Origin of the sequence: Paenibacillus sp. W4I10 (genome assembly GCF_030816325.1) — a bacterium.
In the GTDB taxonomy this organism is placed as follows: Bacteria; Bacillota; Bacilli; order Paenibacillales; family Paenibacillaceae; genus Paenibacillus; species Paenibacillus amylolyticus_B.
The window spans coordinates 5,854,795-5,872,805 of sequence record NZ_JAUSXX010000001.1 but is presented as its reverse complement, the minus strand read 5'-3'; the positions used below and the strand labels follow the sequence as shown (position 1 = coordinate 5,872,805).

The 18,011-nt window shown below is 47.0% G+C and carries 13 protein-coding genes; 1 reads left to right on the top strand and 12 read right to left on the bottom strand.

Going from position 1 to position 18,011, the window contains the following annotated elements:
- Nucleotides 1-4: 4 nt before the first annotated feature.
- The 7 genes from flgL to QF049_RS26285 form a co-directional block, all read right to left on the bottom strand.
- Entirely contained in the window at nt 5-925 is a 921-nt protein-coding gene (flgL, locus tag QF049_RS26315; protein ID WP_307541793.1) for a flagellar hook-associated protein FlgL, read from the bottom strand.
- A 24-nt stretch (nt 926-949) separates the two neighbouring features.
- Complete coding sequence (gene flgK, locus QF049_RS26310) at nt 950-2,503, bottom strand: flagellar hook-associated protein FlgK (protein WP_307541791.1); 1,554 nt, start codon at nt 2,501-2,503, stop codon at nt 950-952.
- Between the two features lie 19 nt (nt 2,504-2,522).
- The gene (locus tag QF049_RS26305) at nt 2,523-3,026 is read right to left on the bottom strand and encodes a flagellar protein FlgN (RefSeq protein WP_307541789.1); all 504 of its coding nucleotides are present in this window, start codon (nt 3,024-3,026) and stop codon (nt 2,523-2,525) included.
- An 11-nt stretch (nt 3,027-3,037) separates the two neighbouring features.
- A complete protein-coding gene (flgM, locus tag QF049_RS26300) occupies nt 3,038-3,322 on the bottom strand; it encodes a flagellar biosynthesis anti-sigma factor FlgM (protein WP_047840678.1) in 285 nt (94 codons plus the stop codon).
- Between the two features lie 174 nt (nt 3,323-3,496).
- Complete coding sequence (locus tag QF049_RS26295; RefSeq protein ID WP_307541787.1) at nt 3,497-3,904, bottom strand: TIGR03826 family flagellar region protein; 408 nt, start codon at nt 3,902-3,904, stop codon at nt 3,497-3,499.
- Nucleotides 3,905-4,053: 149 nt separating this feature from the next.
- On the bottom strand, nt 4,054-8,565 hold the full coding sequence (locus QF049_RS26290; protein ID WP_307541785.1) for a fibronectin type III domain-containing protein: 4,512 nt from the start codon (nt 8,563-8,565) through the stop codon (nt 4,054-4,056).
- A gap of 323 nt (nt 8,566-8,888) precedes the next feature.
- The gene (locus tag QF049_RS26285) at nt 8,889-9,359 is read right to left on the bottom strand and encodes a ComF family protein (RefSeq protein WP_307541783.1); all 471 of its coding nucleotides are present in this window, start codon (nt 9,357-9,359) and stop codon (nt 8,889-8,891) included.
- A gap of 99 nt (nt 9,360-9,458) precedes the next feature.
- Here QF049_RS26285 and QF049_RS26280 point away from each other — a divergent pair, with 99 nt between their 5' ends.
- On the top strand, nt 9,459-9,872 hold the full coding sequence (locus QF049_RS26280; protein WP_307541781.1) for a hypothetical protein: 414 nt from the start codon (nt 9,459-9,461) through the stop codon (nt 9,870-9,872).
- Nucleotides 9,873-9,896: 24 nt separating this feature from the next.
- On the opposite strand, the gene QF049_RS26275 is transcribed toward QF049_RS26280, so the two are convergent.
- The 5 genes from QF049_RS26275 to QF049_RS26255 all read right to left on the bottom strand — a co-directional run bounded on the left by QF049_RS26275 (nt 9,897) and on the right by QF049_RS26255 (nt 17,624).
- Entirely contained in the window at nt 9,897-11,786 is a 1,890-nt protein-coding gene (locus QF049_RS26275) for a helicase-related protein (RefSeq protein WP_483874755.1), read from the bottom strand.
- A 441-nt stretch (nt 11,787-12,227) separates the two neighbouring features.
- Nucleotides 12,228-12,632 carry a hypothetical protein gene (locus QF049_RS26270; protein ID WP_307541776.1) on the bottom strand — a complete coding sequence of 135 codons (405 nt, stop codon included), beginning with the start codon at nt 12,630-12,632 and terminating at the stop codon, nt 12,228-12,230.
- Between the two features lie 330 nt (nt 12,633-12,962).
- A complete protein-coding gene (locus QF049_RS26265) occupies nt 12,963-13,685 on the bottom strand; it encodes a response regulator transcription factor (RefSeq protein ID WP_307543433.1) in 723 nt (240 codons plus the stop codon).
- A gap of 7 nt (nt 13,686-13,692) precedes the next feature.
- The gene (locus QF049_RS26260) at nt 13,693-14,853 is read right to left on the bottom strand and encodes a sensor histidine kinase (RefSeq protein ID WP_307541774.1); all 1,161 of its coding nucleotides are present in this window, start codon (nt 14,851-14,853) and stop codon (nt 13,693-13,695) included.
- 47 nt (nt 14,854-14,900) lie between these two features.
- Nucleotides 14,901-17,624 (bottom strand): stalk domain-containing protein, encoded by a 2,724-nt coding sequence (locus QF049_RS26255; protein ID WP_307541772.1) that lies wholly within the window; start codon nt 17,622-17,624, stop codon nt 14,901-14,903.
- Nucleotides 17,625-18,011 lie beyond the last annotated feature (387 nt).

Below are 18,011 nucleotides of genomic sequence, written 5' to 3'. Positions count from 1 at the left end.
CTTTTTATCTTAAGAAGTCCACCAAAGATGGAGAGATAATTTTGGCACCGGCAGACAAGGAAGCGTTATAGATGTTTTCCTGGATTTTGGATTGCATCGCCAGTTCGGCATAATCCGCATCCTCGACTTTGGATTGCAGATCTGTCAGGTTAATGCCGAGATCATCCAAACGTCCCATCATCAGATCCACCCGGTTCGTTTTGGCACCAATCTCAGAACGGATCGCAAGCATCTTGTCCGTACGGCTATCAATATGATCCAACTGATTGGATAGCTCTTTTTGATTTCCCTCTGTGAGAGCTTTCATGATGTTGTTCACGATGTTAAACAAGTTATCTTCTTCCGTCTCTGTGCCAAACACTTCATTACCACTCACATTAATAGGCAATTGAACACTTTCACCTACAATGAAGTTAATCTTCCCTTTATCCGTCACAACAGAAGTAGCATTCGTTGTATCTAGAGTACCGTCTGGATTAGACGGGAAATCATACGGTTTGATGTCATATGTCTCGCCATTAAAAATATATTTTCCGTTAAGCTTACTGTTTGAGATATCAATCAGCTGTTCTTTCAACTGTTTGACCTCTTCATTAATACTGTCCAGCGCGGACTGCGGATTCGTCCCTGTCGAAGCTTGTACCGTCAACTCGCGCAGACGCTGTACGGCATTACCCGCCTGATTCATAACCGTATCATTAAACTCAAGCCAGGATATAGCACTGTCTACGTTTTTCTGATACTGATCATTCGATGAAAGTTCTGCACGATAACGAAGGGAGTATGTGATCCCTACCGGATCATCCGAAGGTTTGTTAATTTTACGGCCTGTTGCCAGTTGGGTCTGGGTATTGTTCATCTGCTGTGCATTCCGGTTCAAGTTCAAAAGCAACTGTGAACTAAGCATGTTATTCGTTATTCTCATGGTCTGTTATGTCACTCCCTTCTATTATCTGCCTACTGTTCCAGTAGAGTTGATCAACTTATCAAGTAATTCATCATATGTGGTCATAAATCGAGCAGAAGCGTTATAGGCATGCTGGAACTTGATCATATTGGACATCTCTTCATCCAAAGATACGCCACTCACGGATTGGCGACGAGTATCCACTTGCTCTACCAGGAACTCCGAGTTGGATGTCTGACGAGCCGCTTCCTGAGATTGTACCCCCAGTTGTCCCACAATGGCACTGAATTGCGCACCGATTGTTGCATTACGTAAACCATCTGCTGATTTCATCGGTGTATCTTTCAGATTCGCAAGCAAGATGGCAAGTGTATTATTACCTTTGATTACAGTCTCTGTACCAGAAGCATCCGATGTACGAAGCGAAGTCGCAATCTTATTCGGATCAGCCAGGATCTCGGCATTCAACGAAATATTGCCAGCTGTGATGGCTGTTCCACCACCGGCTGCTGTAAAGAAGGGAACGCCTGGCGAATTGGTTCCGTCCATACTATATCCAAGTTGGTGCAATCCATTAAGCCCTTTTACTGTAACTTTCAAATCTGTAGCGAGTGTGCGTGCTGCACCCGTGTATGTAACACCATCCAGTACAGTGTTATCTGGTAAAACAGAACCCGCAGGAAGAGTTATCTCGATATCTCCATTAGCAAGGGTATTAGCCAAGTCGTCCATTTGTTTCCGGTAATCACTTACCAAGGTATCTCTGGACTTAATCATACCATGAACTTCACCATTGGTGAGTGTACCAGCAGTATATGCATCATTCAGAAAAGCAGGATCTACCGCGACTTGTACTGCCCCGCCTGTAACGAGTGCCTGTCCATTCATCTGGATAGCATATCCTTGCGGGGAATCCGTTACGGTAACATTCATGATTTTAGACAGCTTGTCCGTCATTAAATCCCTTTGGTCACGTAAATCGTTGGCATTGTCGCCAAGAGACTCAATTTTCACGATTGCACTATTGAGGTTTGCAATGTTACCCAGGTAACCCTGGATCTCATTACTTTTCACTGCAATGTTACTATCCAAATCCTGACTAAGCGCATCCAATTGGTGGCTAATCTGATTCATCGCATCCGTAAGAGCGAGTGTAGTTTCCTTGACAATCCGGCGTGCCGTAACGTCCTCAGGGTTTTTACTCAGATCTGACCATGATTTGTAGAAGTTATCCATAACCGTCCGAAATCCGGTGTCAGAAGGTTCGTTGACAATAGCTTCAAGTTTCTCAAGTGTATCTCGTTGAATGGACCAACTCCCGAAGTTGGTGTTTTCATTGCGATATTGGTCATCCAAGAATTTCTCGCGCACACGGGTAATGGAGTCGAACTCTACCCCTGTACCAAGCTGTCCTGGTGTTGTGCTATGCAGAAATGCAAATGGCTCCATTGGAATGGATGCCTGCATGTTTACCTTTTGACGTGAATAGCCTTCCGTGTTGGCATTGGCTACGTTATGGCCTGTTGTGCTAAGAGCTGTCGTCTGTGTGAACAAACTGCGTTTAGCCGTTTCGATTGAATGAAATGTAGATGTCACCTGGTTTCCCCCTAATTAATCAGGCACGCGTGTCAAACAGACCGATTCGCCCTGGATTACCGTTCTTATCAGCAGGATGCTGATATGTGGCATCCTGTTCTGGCCGAGAAGCAAAGATGTCCATGGAAAGATCAATAAACATCAACGATTGCTCGATCAGCATTTGGTTCAGTTGATTAATTTCTTTTAACTCCTGCAGTGTTCCCGCCAGCTTCTTCTGGACTTCGAGCAATCGCTGTTTGTCAGCCGGATCAAAAATCAGTTTGGAGATCTCTGTAATGTTCAGGTTCAGCATGGACTTGATGCCTCGCTCCTGTAGCAGTTCGTGAACTGCACTCTGCCGCTCGATCTCCAATGGCTCCTGTTGTTTCATGAAACGAGATTCTTTGTTGAGGAGGGCAATGAGTTCATCCACATCGTTTTTGACAATGACCTGTCTCTTGACCTCACTGAGTGCCAGCATATCACGGTGACTTTGTTCCATTTGCTGTAAAACTGCAATCAATCTGTCCAGTGCTGCCATTACGTAATCACCTATTCCTTATCAAAAGACTTAAAATACGGCAGTAGCTTGTCAGCAAGCTTACTACTGTCTACCTGATACGTTCCCGAACTCACCTGTTCTTTCAGTTCCTGTATCCGTTGTATGCGTCCTGCATCCTGTGTACGACTTTGTTCCTCAAGCATCTTCATCGCCTCCGGAGAAATGGATACTTCGTCCTTACGGCGGCTCTTCTTGGCATCAGCCTGCTGATTGGATTCAACGTTCCTTTGATATGAATTGATGGCGCCAATTCTACTCGGTTCATTGATTTTCATTTAACTTACACTTCCTTCCAAATAAGGTTTTTAACGACGATATACGTTTTTCTTACTTTATCTTTATGTTATCAAAATGATTAGGATAATAAAAAAAACCGATAATCTTTAATAAGTTTATCGGTACGTTTCAAAACATTTGTTATAGCAAGATCTGTATTTAAGACCTCGTTCCTATGAATTGCGCAGTTTGTCGACAGCATTGTAGGTTCGTCCGCCTATATTGCCGTTATCCTTCTGACCTACTTCACGAGCTGCCCCTGCCAAGTCTTTCGTCAAACGATGACGACAAGAGTCACACATATGACCATCACGAATCAATGTTCCGCATACTTCACAAGGATACATCATATTCGGGGCGTTTTCGATGGAAATCCGTCCCTCTCGGATGAACTTGGTAATGGTTTTGATCGAAACTTCTGTTGCATCCGATAGTTCCTGTATGTTGGTGCCCTTGTTTTCACGCAAATAATCTACACAGATCTGATATTCCTGTTCCATTTCCTTAATACAGTTCGAGCATACATCTCGAAAATTCAACGCATATAATTTACCACAGCGAGGACAATTACCTAGATTCATCGCTAAAACGCCCCTCTCAAACTTCCATTTCCGAATAGATAATAACTATACATTACCTTATTTTCTCTGATGAAGCCATAGTCTATTTACAAAACAAAAAGGGGGAACAGGATGCACATATATGCAACCCCGTTCCCCATTATACATCACTAATTCAATGTTCTAATACTTAGTACAGAAGACCATACACTTGTGTTCTGATCATTGAATGCCCGAATGCGATATTTATGCAAACTGGACGGTAACAGTTCAGGATGAATAAACGTTGCATCACTGACAGTTGCCACAACTTGCCCATCAGCTTCAATTTCGTAAGACGAAGCTCCCACAACCGCGTCCCACGTCAGAATAACGTTGGTTCTGTCCGAAGTTCCCTTCAGCACAGGTGTGGTCATTTGAGTCATTCCCGTTATAACCTCACTCCACGCTCCCGTACCGGAAGCATTTTTGGCACGAATACGGAATGTATGCTCTGTATTCGGCGCAAGTCCACTTTTCGTATAAGCAACTCCACTCACGGCGACCACTGTACCATCAACTTCAAGATCGTATCCGGTAGCTCCGGTAACAGCACTCCATCTCAGCGCGATAGCCGCTGTTGTTGCAGAGTTAATACTTAAACCTGAGACACTGGCAGGTAACGTAGTTTGCGACACTATTGCTGTCCATGCACTCACATTAGTGTCGGTCAGGGCACGAATACGGTACTTATGAATCGTGCCACCAAGCACTCCATTGTGGACATACAAGAGATCACTCACCGTAGCAACTACTATGCCATCGGCCTCAATCTCATATTTTGTTGCACCAATAACTTCATTCCAAGTCAGCGTAACAGCCGTTTCTTCAGGTACAGCTTTCAGCGTTGTGGGTACATTTAATTGGGTCGAAGCAGTTACGATCTCACTCCAGCTGCCAATGCCGGCAGCATTTTTTGCACGAATGCGGAAGGTATGCTCTGTATTTGCCAGAAGACCACTTTTCGTATAAGCAGCTCCACTCACAGAAATCACAACACCATCAATTTCCAAATCATAAGCGGTAGCGCCTGTAACTGGGCTCCACTTCATTGAGATAGCAACAGGTGTAGCGGTATTTAACATGAGCCCGTTGACTGCAGCAGGGATGGTACTTTGGGTCAGTACTGCCGTCCATGCACTTGTGTTGGTACCCGTCATCGCACGAATGCGATACTTATGTGCCGTTCCTGGCGCCTGTCCTGTGTGACTATATCCTGGCTCTTCCACCGTTGCCACTTCTACTCCATCTGCTTCAATCTCATACTTGGTCGCATCCGCAATAGCTACCCATGTCAGGTTAATTGCAGTTTCTTCCGATGATGCTTTTAGTACAGGTGTGTTTAGGAGTGTCGTTCCATTGATGAGTTCACTCCATGCCCCTACACCAGCTGCATTTTTCGAACGAATACGGAAGGTATGGTCTGTGTTCGCTGCAAGACCACTCTTCGTATAGGCTACTCCTGTTACGGGGACAACCGTTCCATCGATTTCCAGATCGTATCCCGTTGCACCCGTTACTGCTGTCCATTTCAATGCAATGGCTACATTCGTAGCCGAGCTAACAGTTAATCCTGTAACTGTAGCAGGGATAGTGCTTTGCGTCAGGATTGCTGTCCACGCACTCGTATTGGTATCCGTCAACGCACGAACGCGATACTTGTGCGCCGTTCCTGGCAGCAATGATGTATGGCTGTAGTTAAGTTCTTCTAACGTTGCCACTACTGCTCCGTCCGCTTCAATCTCATACTTCGTTGCGTCTGCTACTTCAGCCCACGTGAGGTTGACTTTAGTTTCTTCCGATGCTGCTTTTAGAACCGGTGTATTTAGAAGTGTATTACCATTGATGAGTTCGCTCCACACTCCTACACCAGCGGCATTCTTCGAACGAATACGGAAGGTATGATCTGTGTTGGCTGCAAGACCACTCTTCGTATAGGCTACTCCCGTTACGGGGACAACCGTTCCATCGATCTCTAGATCATATCCCGTTGCACCCGTTACTGCTGTCCATTTCAATGCAATGGCTACGTTCGTCGCAGAGCTAATATTCAACCCTGTAACCGAAGCCGGTATTGTACTTTGCGTCAACATCGTTGTCCATGCACTCGTATTGATATCCGTAAGAGCACGAATTCGATACTTATGCGCAGTCCCTGGTAACAGATCAACATGTTCATACGCTGGATCACTAATTGTTGCAATTACTGCACCATCGGCTTCAATCTCATAGGTAGTAGCGTCTGCAACAGCTGCCCAAGTTAGGTTAATTGCCGTTTCTTCTGATGTTGCTTTTAATACGGGTGTATTCAATAATGTTGTTCCACTAATCAGATCGCTCCAGGCACCTACTCCTGCGGCGTTCTTCGAACGGATACGGAAGGTATGGTCTGTGTTTGCTGCAAGACCGCTCTTCGTATAGGCCACTCCCGTTACTGGGACAACGATACCGTCGATTTCCAGGTCATACCCCGTCGCTCCAGTTACTGCTGTCCATTTCAAGGCAATCGCCACGTTCGTCGCAGAGCTAATATTCAACCCTGTAACCGAAGCCGGTATTGTGTTTTGCGTCAGAATTGCTGTCCATGCACTTGTATTGGTCTCGGCTAACGTACGAATGCGATATTTATGGGCTGTTCCTGGAAGCAGTGTTGTATGGGTGAAGCTAGGTTCCCCTACTGTTGCTACTACTGCTCCATCGGCTTCAATTTCATACTTCGTTGCATCAGTAATGGCTGCCCATGTCAAATTGATTGCAGTTTCTTCTGATGTTGCTTTTAATACCGGTGTATTTAGAAGTGTTGTTCCACTGATCAACTCACTCCATGCCCCTACACCTGCGGCGTTCTTCGAACGGATTCGGAAGGTATGATCTGTGTTGGCTGCAAGACCACTCTTTGTATAAGCTACTCCCGTTACTGGGACAACGGTACCGTCGATCTCCAAATCATATCCTGTCGCCCCTGTCACTGCTGCCCATTTCAGACCAATAGCTGCATTAGTGACCGAGTTTATAGTGAGATTCGAAACAGGACCAGGGAGTGTGCTTTGGGACAAGATCGCAGTCCATGCACTTGTATTGGTATCATTCAAAGCTCGTACACGATATTTATGAAGTGTCCCTGGTAATAGATCAGTGTGTGTATAAGCCGGATCTACAACAATTCCTACGTTAACTCCATCAGCTTCAACCTCATAAGAGGTAGCCCCCTCAATTGCAGGCCATACCAAAATCATCTCTTCTTGCGATGAAATTGCTTTAAGAACAGGTGTACTTAAAAGTGTCGAAACAGTTAGCATATCAGTCCACTTACCTACGCCGCCTGCATTTTTAGATCTCAATCGAAATGTGTGCTCGGTATTGGGCGTAAGAGCCGTCTTGCTGTATGTTGTACCAGAGACCGGAACGACGACCCCATCAACCTCCAGGTCATATCCACTAGAACCTTTAATTGCAGTCCAACTTAAAGAGATTTTATTGAATGTATTTTCTGTAATTTTCAAACCACTTGCTGAGTCTGGCACAACAAGTTGCGTAACCGTTCTGCTCCAGTTGCTCTCATTATCTGAAGATACTGCTTTTAATGCATAGGTATGACTGGAGTTTGCCTCCAAATCAACGTGTTCGTAATTTGTTACATTACCTAGATCAATCGGGGCTTCACCATCAATCTGGAGTTGATAACCATCGGCATGATTAATTGCAGCCCACTCTATTATATTTTTCCCTTGCTCAGAGCTCGTGGAGATAACAGGTTCGTTAAGCAGTGTTTTGATATTAAAGACACTACTCCATTCACTTTTTCCTATAGAATTTATAGCACGTATTTTGTAAGAGTAATTTTTGTTAGGAATGAGTACGGCATCATCCAAGCTCGTACCATAATAAGGCCCCATTAAAATACCATCACGCTCAATTTCATATTGTACAGCTTCCTGTGCATGATCCCAGCGAATATGAGTCGTGTTTTCACTGGAGTTACCCGTTATATTCGAAGGCACAGATGGTACGTTATTAATCGGTAACGGATTTACCTCCTGCTTGGTAAAAGAAGCGGGTTCAGCTTTACGTGTATAGTACGGATTAAGTTCAGAGTAAAAATCTACAACTTCTCCCGTATCTGCGTTTACAACCAAACTCAACTGTCTGACATCATAATCATATACATCAATCGGCGTCAGTTGACCTAGCACATTATAGTGTGTGATCTCCCATTGTCCGACTTGGTTATAGGGTTGTCTGTACGTCATCTCAGTAGCAATTTCACGCACTTTGCTCAGATCAATTAGAAAAGCATTATCGATCTGTCCGGCATATTTGGATGTAAACGATCCAAAGCTTATGTTGGTAATATCACTTGTGAAACCCAGGATAGACTGCATTCTGGTGAACGAATATCCTGTTGATGAAATATTGTAGGATCTCGCCCAACTCAGTTTAACTGATTTTTGGTTCACCTCTAATTGGCCGTTATTGTTGGTCATTACATATTGATAATCATTGCTTGATGAGACTATCCCGCTTCCTACCGCTGCATGTGCCCGGTTTCCCCCGTACACGCCAAACTGTCCGAATACCAGCATGAATACTAGTAGACGGACAGTCCATAAGTAAAATCCGTTTTTTCTTTTTCCTGCGACCACTTTTGTTCTCCCCTTCAAAAGATATGTTGTGCCACTCCCTATGCTGTCACCTGTGGTGAACGGCAAAACTATCTATTCTGCGCGAGAAAATCAATTCCTCTTTTTTACATGTAAAAAATTTCTTATTGCGCTTTCATTTATAATTTCATCAAACAACTATATTTCAAATGGTATAAATAGTGTAGAGACACGTATTAACATACCTAGGATTAATAAAAGAACATATTTTCCTGTCTCTGTCTACTATTAATCAAAAGCACAGATCACCCACCTAAAGTGGCCGTAGAATACTGGGCAGTCATTCATTAATTTGGAGGTGCTGCTTAGGATCTCGCCAGTGTCAGTGTGTAAATCTCGACCGGAATTTCCATGGAGAAGCCAGCATTCAAGATGGCCTGTCCACAAGCGTCCAAGGTGCTCCCTGTTGTGTATATATCATCGATTAGAAGGATCTGTATGGGCTTCGCTTGTGACATGCCCTTTTGTGTTGGCAGATAAGATTCTCTGTATAGCTCTTTAACTAGATGCATGCCATCCGGGTTGATGGAGAAGGCATTCTTCATCGTTTCGATACGCTCACCGCGTGATTTGAAGCTTTGTTTGGTGGTGTTGATCTGGCGCTGCAACAGATCAACGATGGGCAGGCGGCAAGCGGTGGCAAGCCCAGCAGCCAGCCGCTCCGCCTGATTGAAGCCGCGCTCGGCCAGGCGCTCGCTGCTCACGGGAACATAGGTGACCGCGGCAGGCCGCCATTGCGGCTTCGTTTGTTGAGCAGGCGTGGCTAGATGAGCCACGGGGGCTGGGGGTTCTTTTGCCAAAGCAGAATTCTGTTCCTCGCTCATCGCTTGAAAGGCTTGAATCAACAGCGCGGTTAAGAGCGGCGCGTATCGTTCATGGCCTCTGAATTTGTACATGCCAATCCATTCTTTCATAAGAGCGTTGTATTGTACGGCGCTGCGGTTGAGGATAAAAGAACGGTTTTGCTTATGTGGACGAGCACAGTCCGGGCATCCGACACCCCGACCACAACGCAGACAGCGGATGGAACGAATCCATGGAATCTGCTTCACACAACGTGGGCATATACCTGGATAGAGCGAGGAAAGGATCGCCCGAGTGCCGCATGTCAGACAAGTCGCTCCCGGTGGGGCGAGCAGATGATGAAGGCGTTCAGTAAGGTGTTGCGCGTGATCGGCGATGTTGCTGAGCCAGTTAAACATAATCGTGTAAACCTCCAATCTGGTCTGGAGAATCTAATGGTATGTACGGAAATATACGCTGTGTGTACTTTGAAATATGGATGCTAATTCATATATTTAGGCAGATGAAAATTATGTCTGGGATGGCGGATGTAGGTAGCCTTTGCGACGAGCGATGGTGTTCATTCTCCGAATCTGTGCAACGGCCTTCACCTGTGAACGTGTCCGACGAGATGATGCAAAAACCACTCTTCCCGCCGGGTCATCCATCGAACGCCCTGCTCTACCTGCCATCTGAACCAGTGAAGCTTCATCAAAGAGACCATTGTCTGCATCCAATATAAAAACATCGCTGCGCGGAATGGTCACGCCACGCTCCAGAATTGTGGTGGTTACGAGCAGACGAATTGTGCGTTCACGAAAAGCTGTAACTTTGCTAGCCCGATCGGGGTCCTGAGATGAAGTTCCTTCGATATGGATTCCGGGAAAAGTATGACGCATCAGATTCAAAAACGCCTCAATCTGGGCAATGCGTGTCACAAACACAAATACCTGGGCGTCACGCTTCAATGAAATTTGGATGTTAGTTTTCAAAGCAGAAGGAAGATTTCGTTTCCTAATACATTCAGCAACGGTAACCATCTTGATCAATCTTGGCACAGGCAAAGGATGACGGTGGAAACGTACTGGCACTTTGGCATGAGTGAGTTTTCCCTGCGCTGCTTCCCTCTGTAGCCGAGCTGGTGGTGTAGCAGACAAATAGACGAAATTGCCATCCGGTTTACATGAAGATGCAGCCGCGTGAGCGAGCATGGGATCGTTGTGATACGGAAAAGCATCTAGTTCATCAATGATGACGAGATTGAATCCCTGGTAAAAACGCATCAGTTGATGTGTGGTCGCGAGCGTCAGTTGAGCGTCTTTCCAACGTTCGTCACTGCCTCCGTAAAGGGTAGCGAGCGAGGTGTCCGGAAAGGCTTTGGCCAGACGCGGAGCAAGTTCCAGTACCACATCCCTGCGCGGCGTAGCGACCAGCGCTCGTCCACCGCGATCCAATGTATGTTGGAGCAAGGGGAAAATCATCTCGGTCTTGCCGGCACCGGTCACGGCCCACAGCAAGAACCGCCCCGGCCCAACCCCTGCGGGTGGCCGGGCCAAAAACGCAAGCGCCGCGGCTGCTGCCGCGCTCTGCGCTACGCTAAGCCCCCACCGGGCGAGCCCGCCGCCGGTGGGGGTCAAGGCCGTGCCACGCGGTGCTTCGCCGCGTCGTGGCACGCCCCCTTGCGCTGCACTGCGTAGCAGCAGCGCACAGGCACGGCTGCGCCCCAGCGCGAGGCAAGCCTCGCAGTAGGCGCACGCCGCCAGGCCGCAGGCAGCGCAGGGCACGCGCTGCCTGGCTTCGCTGCCACAGCGGTGGCAGCGGGGCGCGCTCCGCGCGCGTCCAAGCCACGCGTGCCGACGGCGCGTGGCAGGCCCTTGGAGGGCGGCGGTGATACTCAGCCGCCCGTGCAAGCACGCGAGCTGCGCAGCCGCGCGCCACTCCTCAGGCGGCTGGGCGGTATCCGCCAGCAACGCCTCCACCTCGGCCGCCAGCAATTGGCGGCCGCTGATCCGCTCAGCCAGCAGGGCTGCGTCCCGCTCCAGCTGAGCCCACTGCCCGGCGGGATACGGCTCGGGCATCCCGCCTACCAAAGCACCACGCACAGCGGCACTCTTCGCTTTGCCCGCTATGCCTTTTCTGGCCTCTGTTTCCCCCGAGGCCAGTTCATACACATCCAGCTTCCGCGCAAGATAACTCTGCCATTCGCGCTCCCCCCACTGATCCATGCCCCGCTCCATCTCAAAATGTTCAACCAACCAGGATGCCTGACTTAACGGCATCCCCGTGTCTAACAGCAACCAGCGCAGCACAGGTCTCCCACTTCCTCCTTCGAGCCACCAGGTCACATCCACTCGAATGTCAAGTGAAAACACCATGCTCCACCCTTCCCCTACACGGCACGCATATAAGGCAACCTTCATTTACTCTCCTCCCCCAACGTAATTTTTCCGAAAGCAAAAAAAGCACATGCCAACCCGGCTGTTCGCCGGAGCATGTGCTTCATGTCCATATTCCATCTTCTTATGATCAATCTACTTATTACTATACCAATTGAGTCTTTACATCACAAGGTTACTCACTCACACCAATTCTTCTAATAACCAGAATCTTTCTTTCAAATTGCGAAACTTTTTCCAATCTCTATCGTCTATACTTTTAAATTAAGAGTTCTGACTTCGAAAAGCTTATTTCTGTGATCAAGAACTCTTCATATCCAGGCAATAACCATAGATTGCATAAAAACCCATTTTTAATTTAAAAGCAGACTTGGCTACAATTACAAAAAAAGACTACAGCTTCTGCTGTAATCTTTTCTCTGTAGATCTGTGAAATGTTAATCCCATTTCCGTTCACATGATGATTTATTGCTTTGACTCACGCAAATCAATCAGTCGAAAAGTGTGATCGGTCTGTGCTACCCTTTCAATATCAGCAGGGACAGCAGGCAGATAAGATGTCTCCATTCCTTGCCTTTGCATAAGCTTTTCAATAATCGTAATCGTTTCCGCTTCTGTACGATCAGCAACAACGGTTAATCTGAAGCTCTTACCACGGTATAACAATTCCCGGCAAAGTTCTCTGACAATGCCTTCGATCCGCCCTGCCTGATTGGAAGGGATGAGCAGGATCTGCTCGAAACCTTCAGATTCCGGACGGGAAAGATGGCGCTGGTGCATGGCATGAACGGCCATTGCCGCCAGGAAGTATATGAGCAGAATCATAGTCAGATGAGCAACCATGGCAACTGCACCTCCTCGGAAGGTCATGCTCACCCATGGCGAACATCCCTGTATACAACAAGTATATGCTGTACTTCCTGAAGGGTTACACTTGCATTTCCTATCACTCATATTCCACGCTGATCGACACCGGACGAAGAAAGACAGGCCAGGTCATTCATTCACGCCTAAGCTTGAACATATGTTCCGCACAACCTTACACTTTGCTCATTTGCAGTGATAAAGTCCATTAACCCGCAGACCAATCCAACATTCTGGAAAGGGCGCGAGTGAACACCAATCTATACTTCGTCTAGGTTGAATCAACCAATGGACTAACTTACCGTAAGAATACTGCTTTACGAAAAACATAAGGTATTAGAGCGTAACCCAACCATATTTGATCGAATTGATAACAGCTTGCGTACGGTCGTCCACTTCCATCTTCTGCAGAATACTGCTGACATGGTTTTTTACTGTTTTTTCACTGATGAACAGGAATTCACCAATCATTTTGTTGCTCTTACCTTCTGCCATCAAACGCAATACTTCAGCCTCACGACGTGTGAGCGGGTTATTGTCGCCAGCGACAAATTTAACGCCTGCTTCCTTCGAAGCTCCTTCACTCATTGCCCCTGTTTCATTAAGATACGTCATACGACGCAGCTGCATGATCAGTTTGCCCGTTACTTTCGGATGAATGAACGCATGTCCTTCATGCACGGAACGAATCGCATTGATCAGAGACTCGGCCTCCATATCCTTCAGCAAGTATCCGTTAGCCCCTTTACGAAGCGTCTCAAATACATAACTTTCATCATCATGAATGGACAAGATAATCACTTTTACATCAGGGAACAGTTCACGCAATTTCTCCGTTGCTTCAACCCCATTTTCGATCGGCATGTTAATATCCATCAATACGATATCAGGTTTATCCTGATTGCAGAATTCGAGCACTTGAATACCATCGCCACATTCGCCGATGACCTCAATGTCGTCCTCCATATTTAAAATGCGTTTCAGTCCCTCACGGAACAGCTGATGATCATCAGCCAAAAGAACTTTAATTTGTGCTCTACCCGTATCACGGTTTTCCATCATCCTACTACTCCTTTCCCTTATCCACGTTTGTCGGGATATGAATTACTATTTTGGTTCCTTGATTTTCTCCGGATTCAATCTCTATTCTTCCTTCTAACAGTTCAACCCGTTCTCTCATCCCAATCAGACCGAAGTGGGTATGATCCTTGCTTTTCTTTGCAAGAAGCTCCGGTTTGAACCCAAGCCCATTGTCCTGAACGACAATCTTGACGAGCTGAGCCTGATATGTAATTTCCACTACAACATATGTGGGATAAGCATGCTTTGCAGCATTCGACAGACCTTCCTGCACGAGACGATAGATCGCTGCCTCCATCGCGGAAGATAAACGGTGTTCTTTACCTCTTGTTTCAAAAAGCGACCGGATTTTCGTTTTTACCTCAAAATCCTGCACGTACTTCCGAAGCGTTGGAATCAGTCCCAGATCATCCAGTGCCATAGGACGCAGATTGAAAATAACTTTTCTCATTTCTTCAAGACTGGAACGAACCTGGCCTTTCAAATCTACTATTTCGGCCTGGACCATCTTAAAATCCTGCTTAATGAGCATTCTTTCTACAATTTCCGTCCTAAGCACTAGATTGGCGAGCATCTGCGCAGGCCCGTCATGAATCTCACGAGCAATACGTTTCCGCTCTTCTTCCTGGGCCAAAATTATTTTCAAACCAATCATTTGTCGATTTTTGGCAGATTCGATGATCCGGGTCACTTGACCCAGTTCACCTGACAGGTACTCGAGTACAACACCCATCTGCGAACCGATGGTCTCGGCACGCTCCACAGAAGCTTCCACATTTTTGGCACGCTTCTGCAGATCATCCCGACGGGCCTTCAGATACATTTCCTTCTCCCGATAAATCATCAGGTCCAGCTGCAGCTGTGTTGCTTTCTCATACGCCTGCTTGATATCATGCTCGGAATAACGGACAAAGTCACGACTAACCTCCGTCAGCCGGATCCGGGAACGGCGGTAGTTCAGCTCCAATTGATCTACTTTCTCGATCGTTTCCGCCGTCTCCTTCAACACCGACTTTAATTCCTCGTTGAGTGTTTTCAGCTCATCGCGAGTCGAGTCCATAATTTCGAACATTTGATATTTGCTGTTTTCCATGACTTGTATGGCGTTTTTAATGACGCGGTCTATGGCATCGGCTTGTAAATCCACGTTTGTTCGACTCCATTTCTATCGTTTCCGGTATATATCATACCATATCACGATGAGATGGTAACGGTCTTCGTTTTCTGTTCCCATTTTACAGTCAAACCAAGTTGCTCGGAAACGAGTCTAAGAGGGACTAAAGTCCTACCACCCGTTACGTATGGTGCAACAGTTGCGCTCTGTCTTTTACCATTCAGAATGAATTCTTTCTGCCCTACAACCAGATCAATCAGCTTGCCCCCACGTAATACCGTGATCCGCTGATTTTTGCTATCCCAGCTTGCCTGACCACCAAAAGCGTCCAAAACATGTTTGATTGGCACATACGTTGTACCATTTTTCAGGACCGGTGCTGCATCAATTGCTATTTTCGTTCCATTCACCGTCATCGACTTCTGTCCAAGTACAAGAGAGGCTGTACCCGTAGGCAATCCGACTTCACTGGATTTGGAAGGCATCGTGAATGCGATGTTGTCAAAGGCAACCGTACCTGATTTCGCACGCTCATCCTGACCTTCTTCCACGTTCACCACATAGACCCGCTTCAGCTTCGCCGGATAGGCGATGTTCAGGCCATTCAGGTCCACGCTCAGCTTCTTCCACCCGTTCCAGTCAATCGCCTTGGCGAGATCGGCATATACCGTTTTGCCATTGGCATCCGTGAATTCGGCACGCAGCCAGTTCAGGCTCTTATCTCCCATAACATCCATCGACATTGATGTAGCTGCAGCTGATACCTCTCTGCCGGTAGAGCCGTTCAGTTGTGCATAAGCGTACATTTTGCCTGTTCCAGCAGTCATATCATAACCGAGTTGCAGTACATTGGAGCCGGCTTTCTCACCCGTTCCTGCTGTAACGGTTGCCGTACCCGTTACACCCGCTGCGTTCGTCGTGAAGTTGATCGGATAATTCACATTTTCGAAGTTCTCCCAGATCGTTTCGCTTGCAGAAGCCGAGAGTACTACGACTGTGCTGTACCCATCATAACGACCAATCGCATATCCCACTTGTGCACCAGAATTGACGGAAGATACCGTTAATTGGTCAGCCGTAACTTTACCTTTGAACCCGATAAATTCCCATGTCAGCGAGTCTGCCGGAACCGTTACACTTTGTCCATTCTTCGTCGTTGCCGTCACCGGAATCGATATCGTTGTGCCCGCTTTGAGCGAACCAAGACCCGATCCTGCTGTCAGAGAAGACAATTCACTTCCACCCAGTACCGATACTTTAATGGACGATGAAGCTCCATTGCTCGTAGCTGTCAGGGTGGCTGTACCCGGCTTCACGCCTTTGATCGTTCCGTTGCTGACACTCACGATACTGTTGTTGCTGGACTTCCAGGACATGCTGATATCGCCTGTTGCGATCGGGTTGTAGTAGGTGTCGTATCCTTTGGCTGTGTACTTGCCCTCTTGTCCCACCAGCAACGTTTGGCTGCCACTCACGGCAAAGCCCTTCAGTTTACCTGCAGGGGCCGTAGAGAACACCCCCAGCGTGTTTACAACCTGACGTTGCTCAGTGCCGTACTCTGTGTTGAACGTCAGACCAGCGGTTTGCTCCCCCAACGGACGTGTTACCATGGTTGTGGAGCCGCCTCCGTCCAGGTTCATGCCTTTCCATACACCCACACTGGTCATAAAGGATTGCAGTTCCGTCAGCGACATCCCGCTGCTGTTACTGTTTTTCTCCGCTGCAATGATGTAGACATACCGACCATCCTGGGAGTATCCTACTGCCGTTCTTGCACGAATGCCACCGATGCCGGAAGATGCGATATCACGGGAAAAGGATGCTGCCTTTCCACCGTTTACCAAAATGGTGTGACCGCCAATCATCATCTCCAGGTTACTTGGATCGACCGATTGCCCGGTTGTTTTAGCTTTCAGTTTGTAATCCGCATCCAAGGTTTGCCCAACAGATAGATGGCTCATGATCCATGTCGCCGCTGTTCCATGCGCACGCAAAATGTACCCATCCTTCGGTACCGTCATGTTTAACGCTTTTTTATCCGAGATTTGGGTAATTACTCCGTTCTGCACGAGAACCTCTGTCGGCGTTGTGGAAGGGTCATTCGGACGTTTGGCGGAGGTCCATACAGGTGTATAAATATACATCGAGTTGGCATGACTATACTTCACCGCGCCCGACTCTACTGTATAATCCTCTTTATTTATCCCACGCAAAGCAAAGGTTGAACCATCCTGTGCCTTCACAGTTCCGTCAAAGGAATACTCATCGATCATCGGCTTGCCATCCTTGGTCACCGTGAGGGCATACATGCCCGACAGTTCGGAAGGTGTGGAGACCAGTACGCCATCGGAGACCTGTCCACCAATTGGTGCGAGCTCGCCGGATACATTGAAGTAATCGCCATTCACAGCAGCTACTGCACCATTTTCCTTAGCCATGGCACCCGTGCTCTGTTTACTGTTCAGATTACCGCCCTTGCCTGTCATCACATCCAGCTTCACATACGGGTTCTGCAGATCCACCTGAATTACATCCGCCAGTACGTTGACCTTGGAACCGGAACGTGTTGTTGTATATCTGTATTTCATGAGCTTCGCACCCGAAGTCAGAATTTCTTCACTCAACTTGCTTGTATTCGTAGATGCCGCTGCGGCCACCGATTGCCATGAAGTGCCTGACCACATCTGCCCGCCTGCGCTCATCACCGGTGCTATCCAGATCACACCCGCCAGCGTCACAATCGCCCATTTCTTCACCTTACTGCCCTTAACGTCTTCCAGCTGTTTCCCATGTTTCCCCAGCATGTCTGAAACGTCTCTCCCATCTTGTATATCAATCTTAGACATCACGAACACTGCCAAGTAGGCAGCAGATAGCGAGATCTCTAGTATACTCTTCTATTAATAGACTGCTTTTTGTGGAAAAAGTTACGCCCCCAGCCAAGATTGAGGTATATATTGGTTAATCAATTCCATACGTTTCTGCTATGTAGTTAAACTAATCAAAAAATAGACTTCGTCTGTGCACGAGTCAGCACAACAGAAGTCCATTTATGATTCATATATTTCCTTCCCAAGGATTGGATGAAGAATCTTGATAAACGAATGATAATTCTCGAATTCGTTCATATAATACTTTTTTGATTATCTTAGTAATGTTCAAAAAAGTCACCCTTTCTATATATAACCACC

Coding starts and splice junctions, on each gene's coding strand:
- QF049_RS26255 (WP_307541772.1), bottom strand. CDS start 17,624: ATGCTGGGGAAACATGGGAAACAGCTGGAAGACGTTAAGGGCAGTAAG.
- QF049_RS26280 (WP_307541781.1), top strand. CDS start 9,459: ATGGCCTCTGAATTTGTACATGCCAATCCATTCTTTCATAAGAGCGTT.
- QF049_RS26270 (WP_307541776.1), bottom strand. CDS start 12,632: ATGACCTTCCGAGGAGGTGCAGTTGCCATGGTTGCTCATCTGACTATG.
- flgM (WP_047840678.1), bottom strand. CDS start 3,322: ATGAAAATCAATGAACCGAGTAGAATTGGCGCCATCAATTCATATCAA.
- QF049_RS26275 (WP_483874755.1), bottom strand. CDS start 11,786: ATGAAGGTTGCCTTATATGCGTGCCGTGTAGGGGAAGGGTGGAGCATG.
- QF049_RS26305 (WP_307541789.1), bottom strand. CDS start 3,026: ATGGCAGCACTGGACAGATTGATTGCAGTTTTACAGCAAATGGAACAA.
- QF049_RS26295 (WP_307541787.1), bottom strand. CDS start 3,904: ATGAATCTAGGTAATTGTCCTCGCTGTGGTAAATTATATGCGTTGAAT.
- QF049_RS26265 (WP_307543433.1), bottom strand. CDS start 13,685: ATGGAAAACCGTGATACGGGTAGAGCACAAATTAAAGTTCTTTTGGCT.
- flgL (WP_307541793.1), bottom strand. CDS start 925: ATGAGAATAACGAATAACATGCTTAGTTCACAGTTGCTTTTGAACTTG.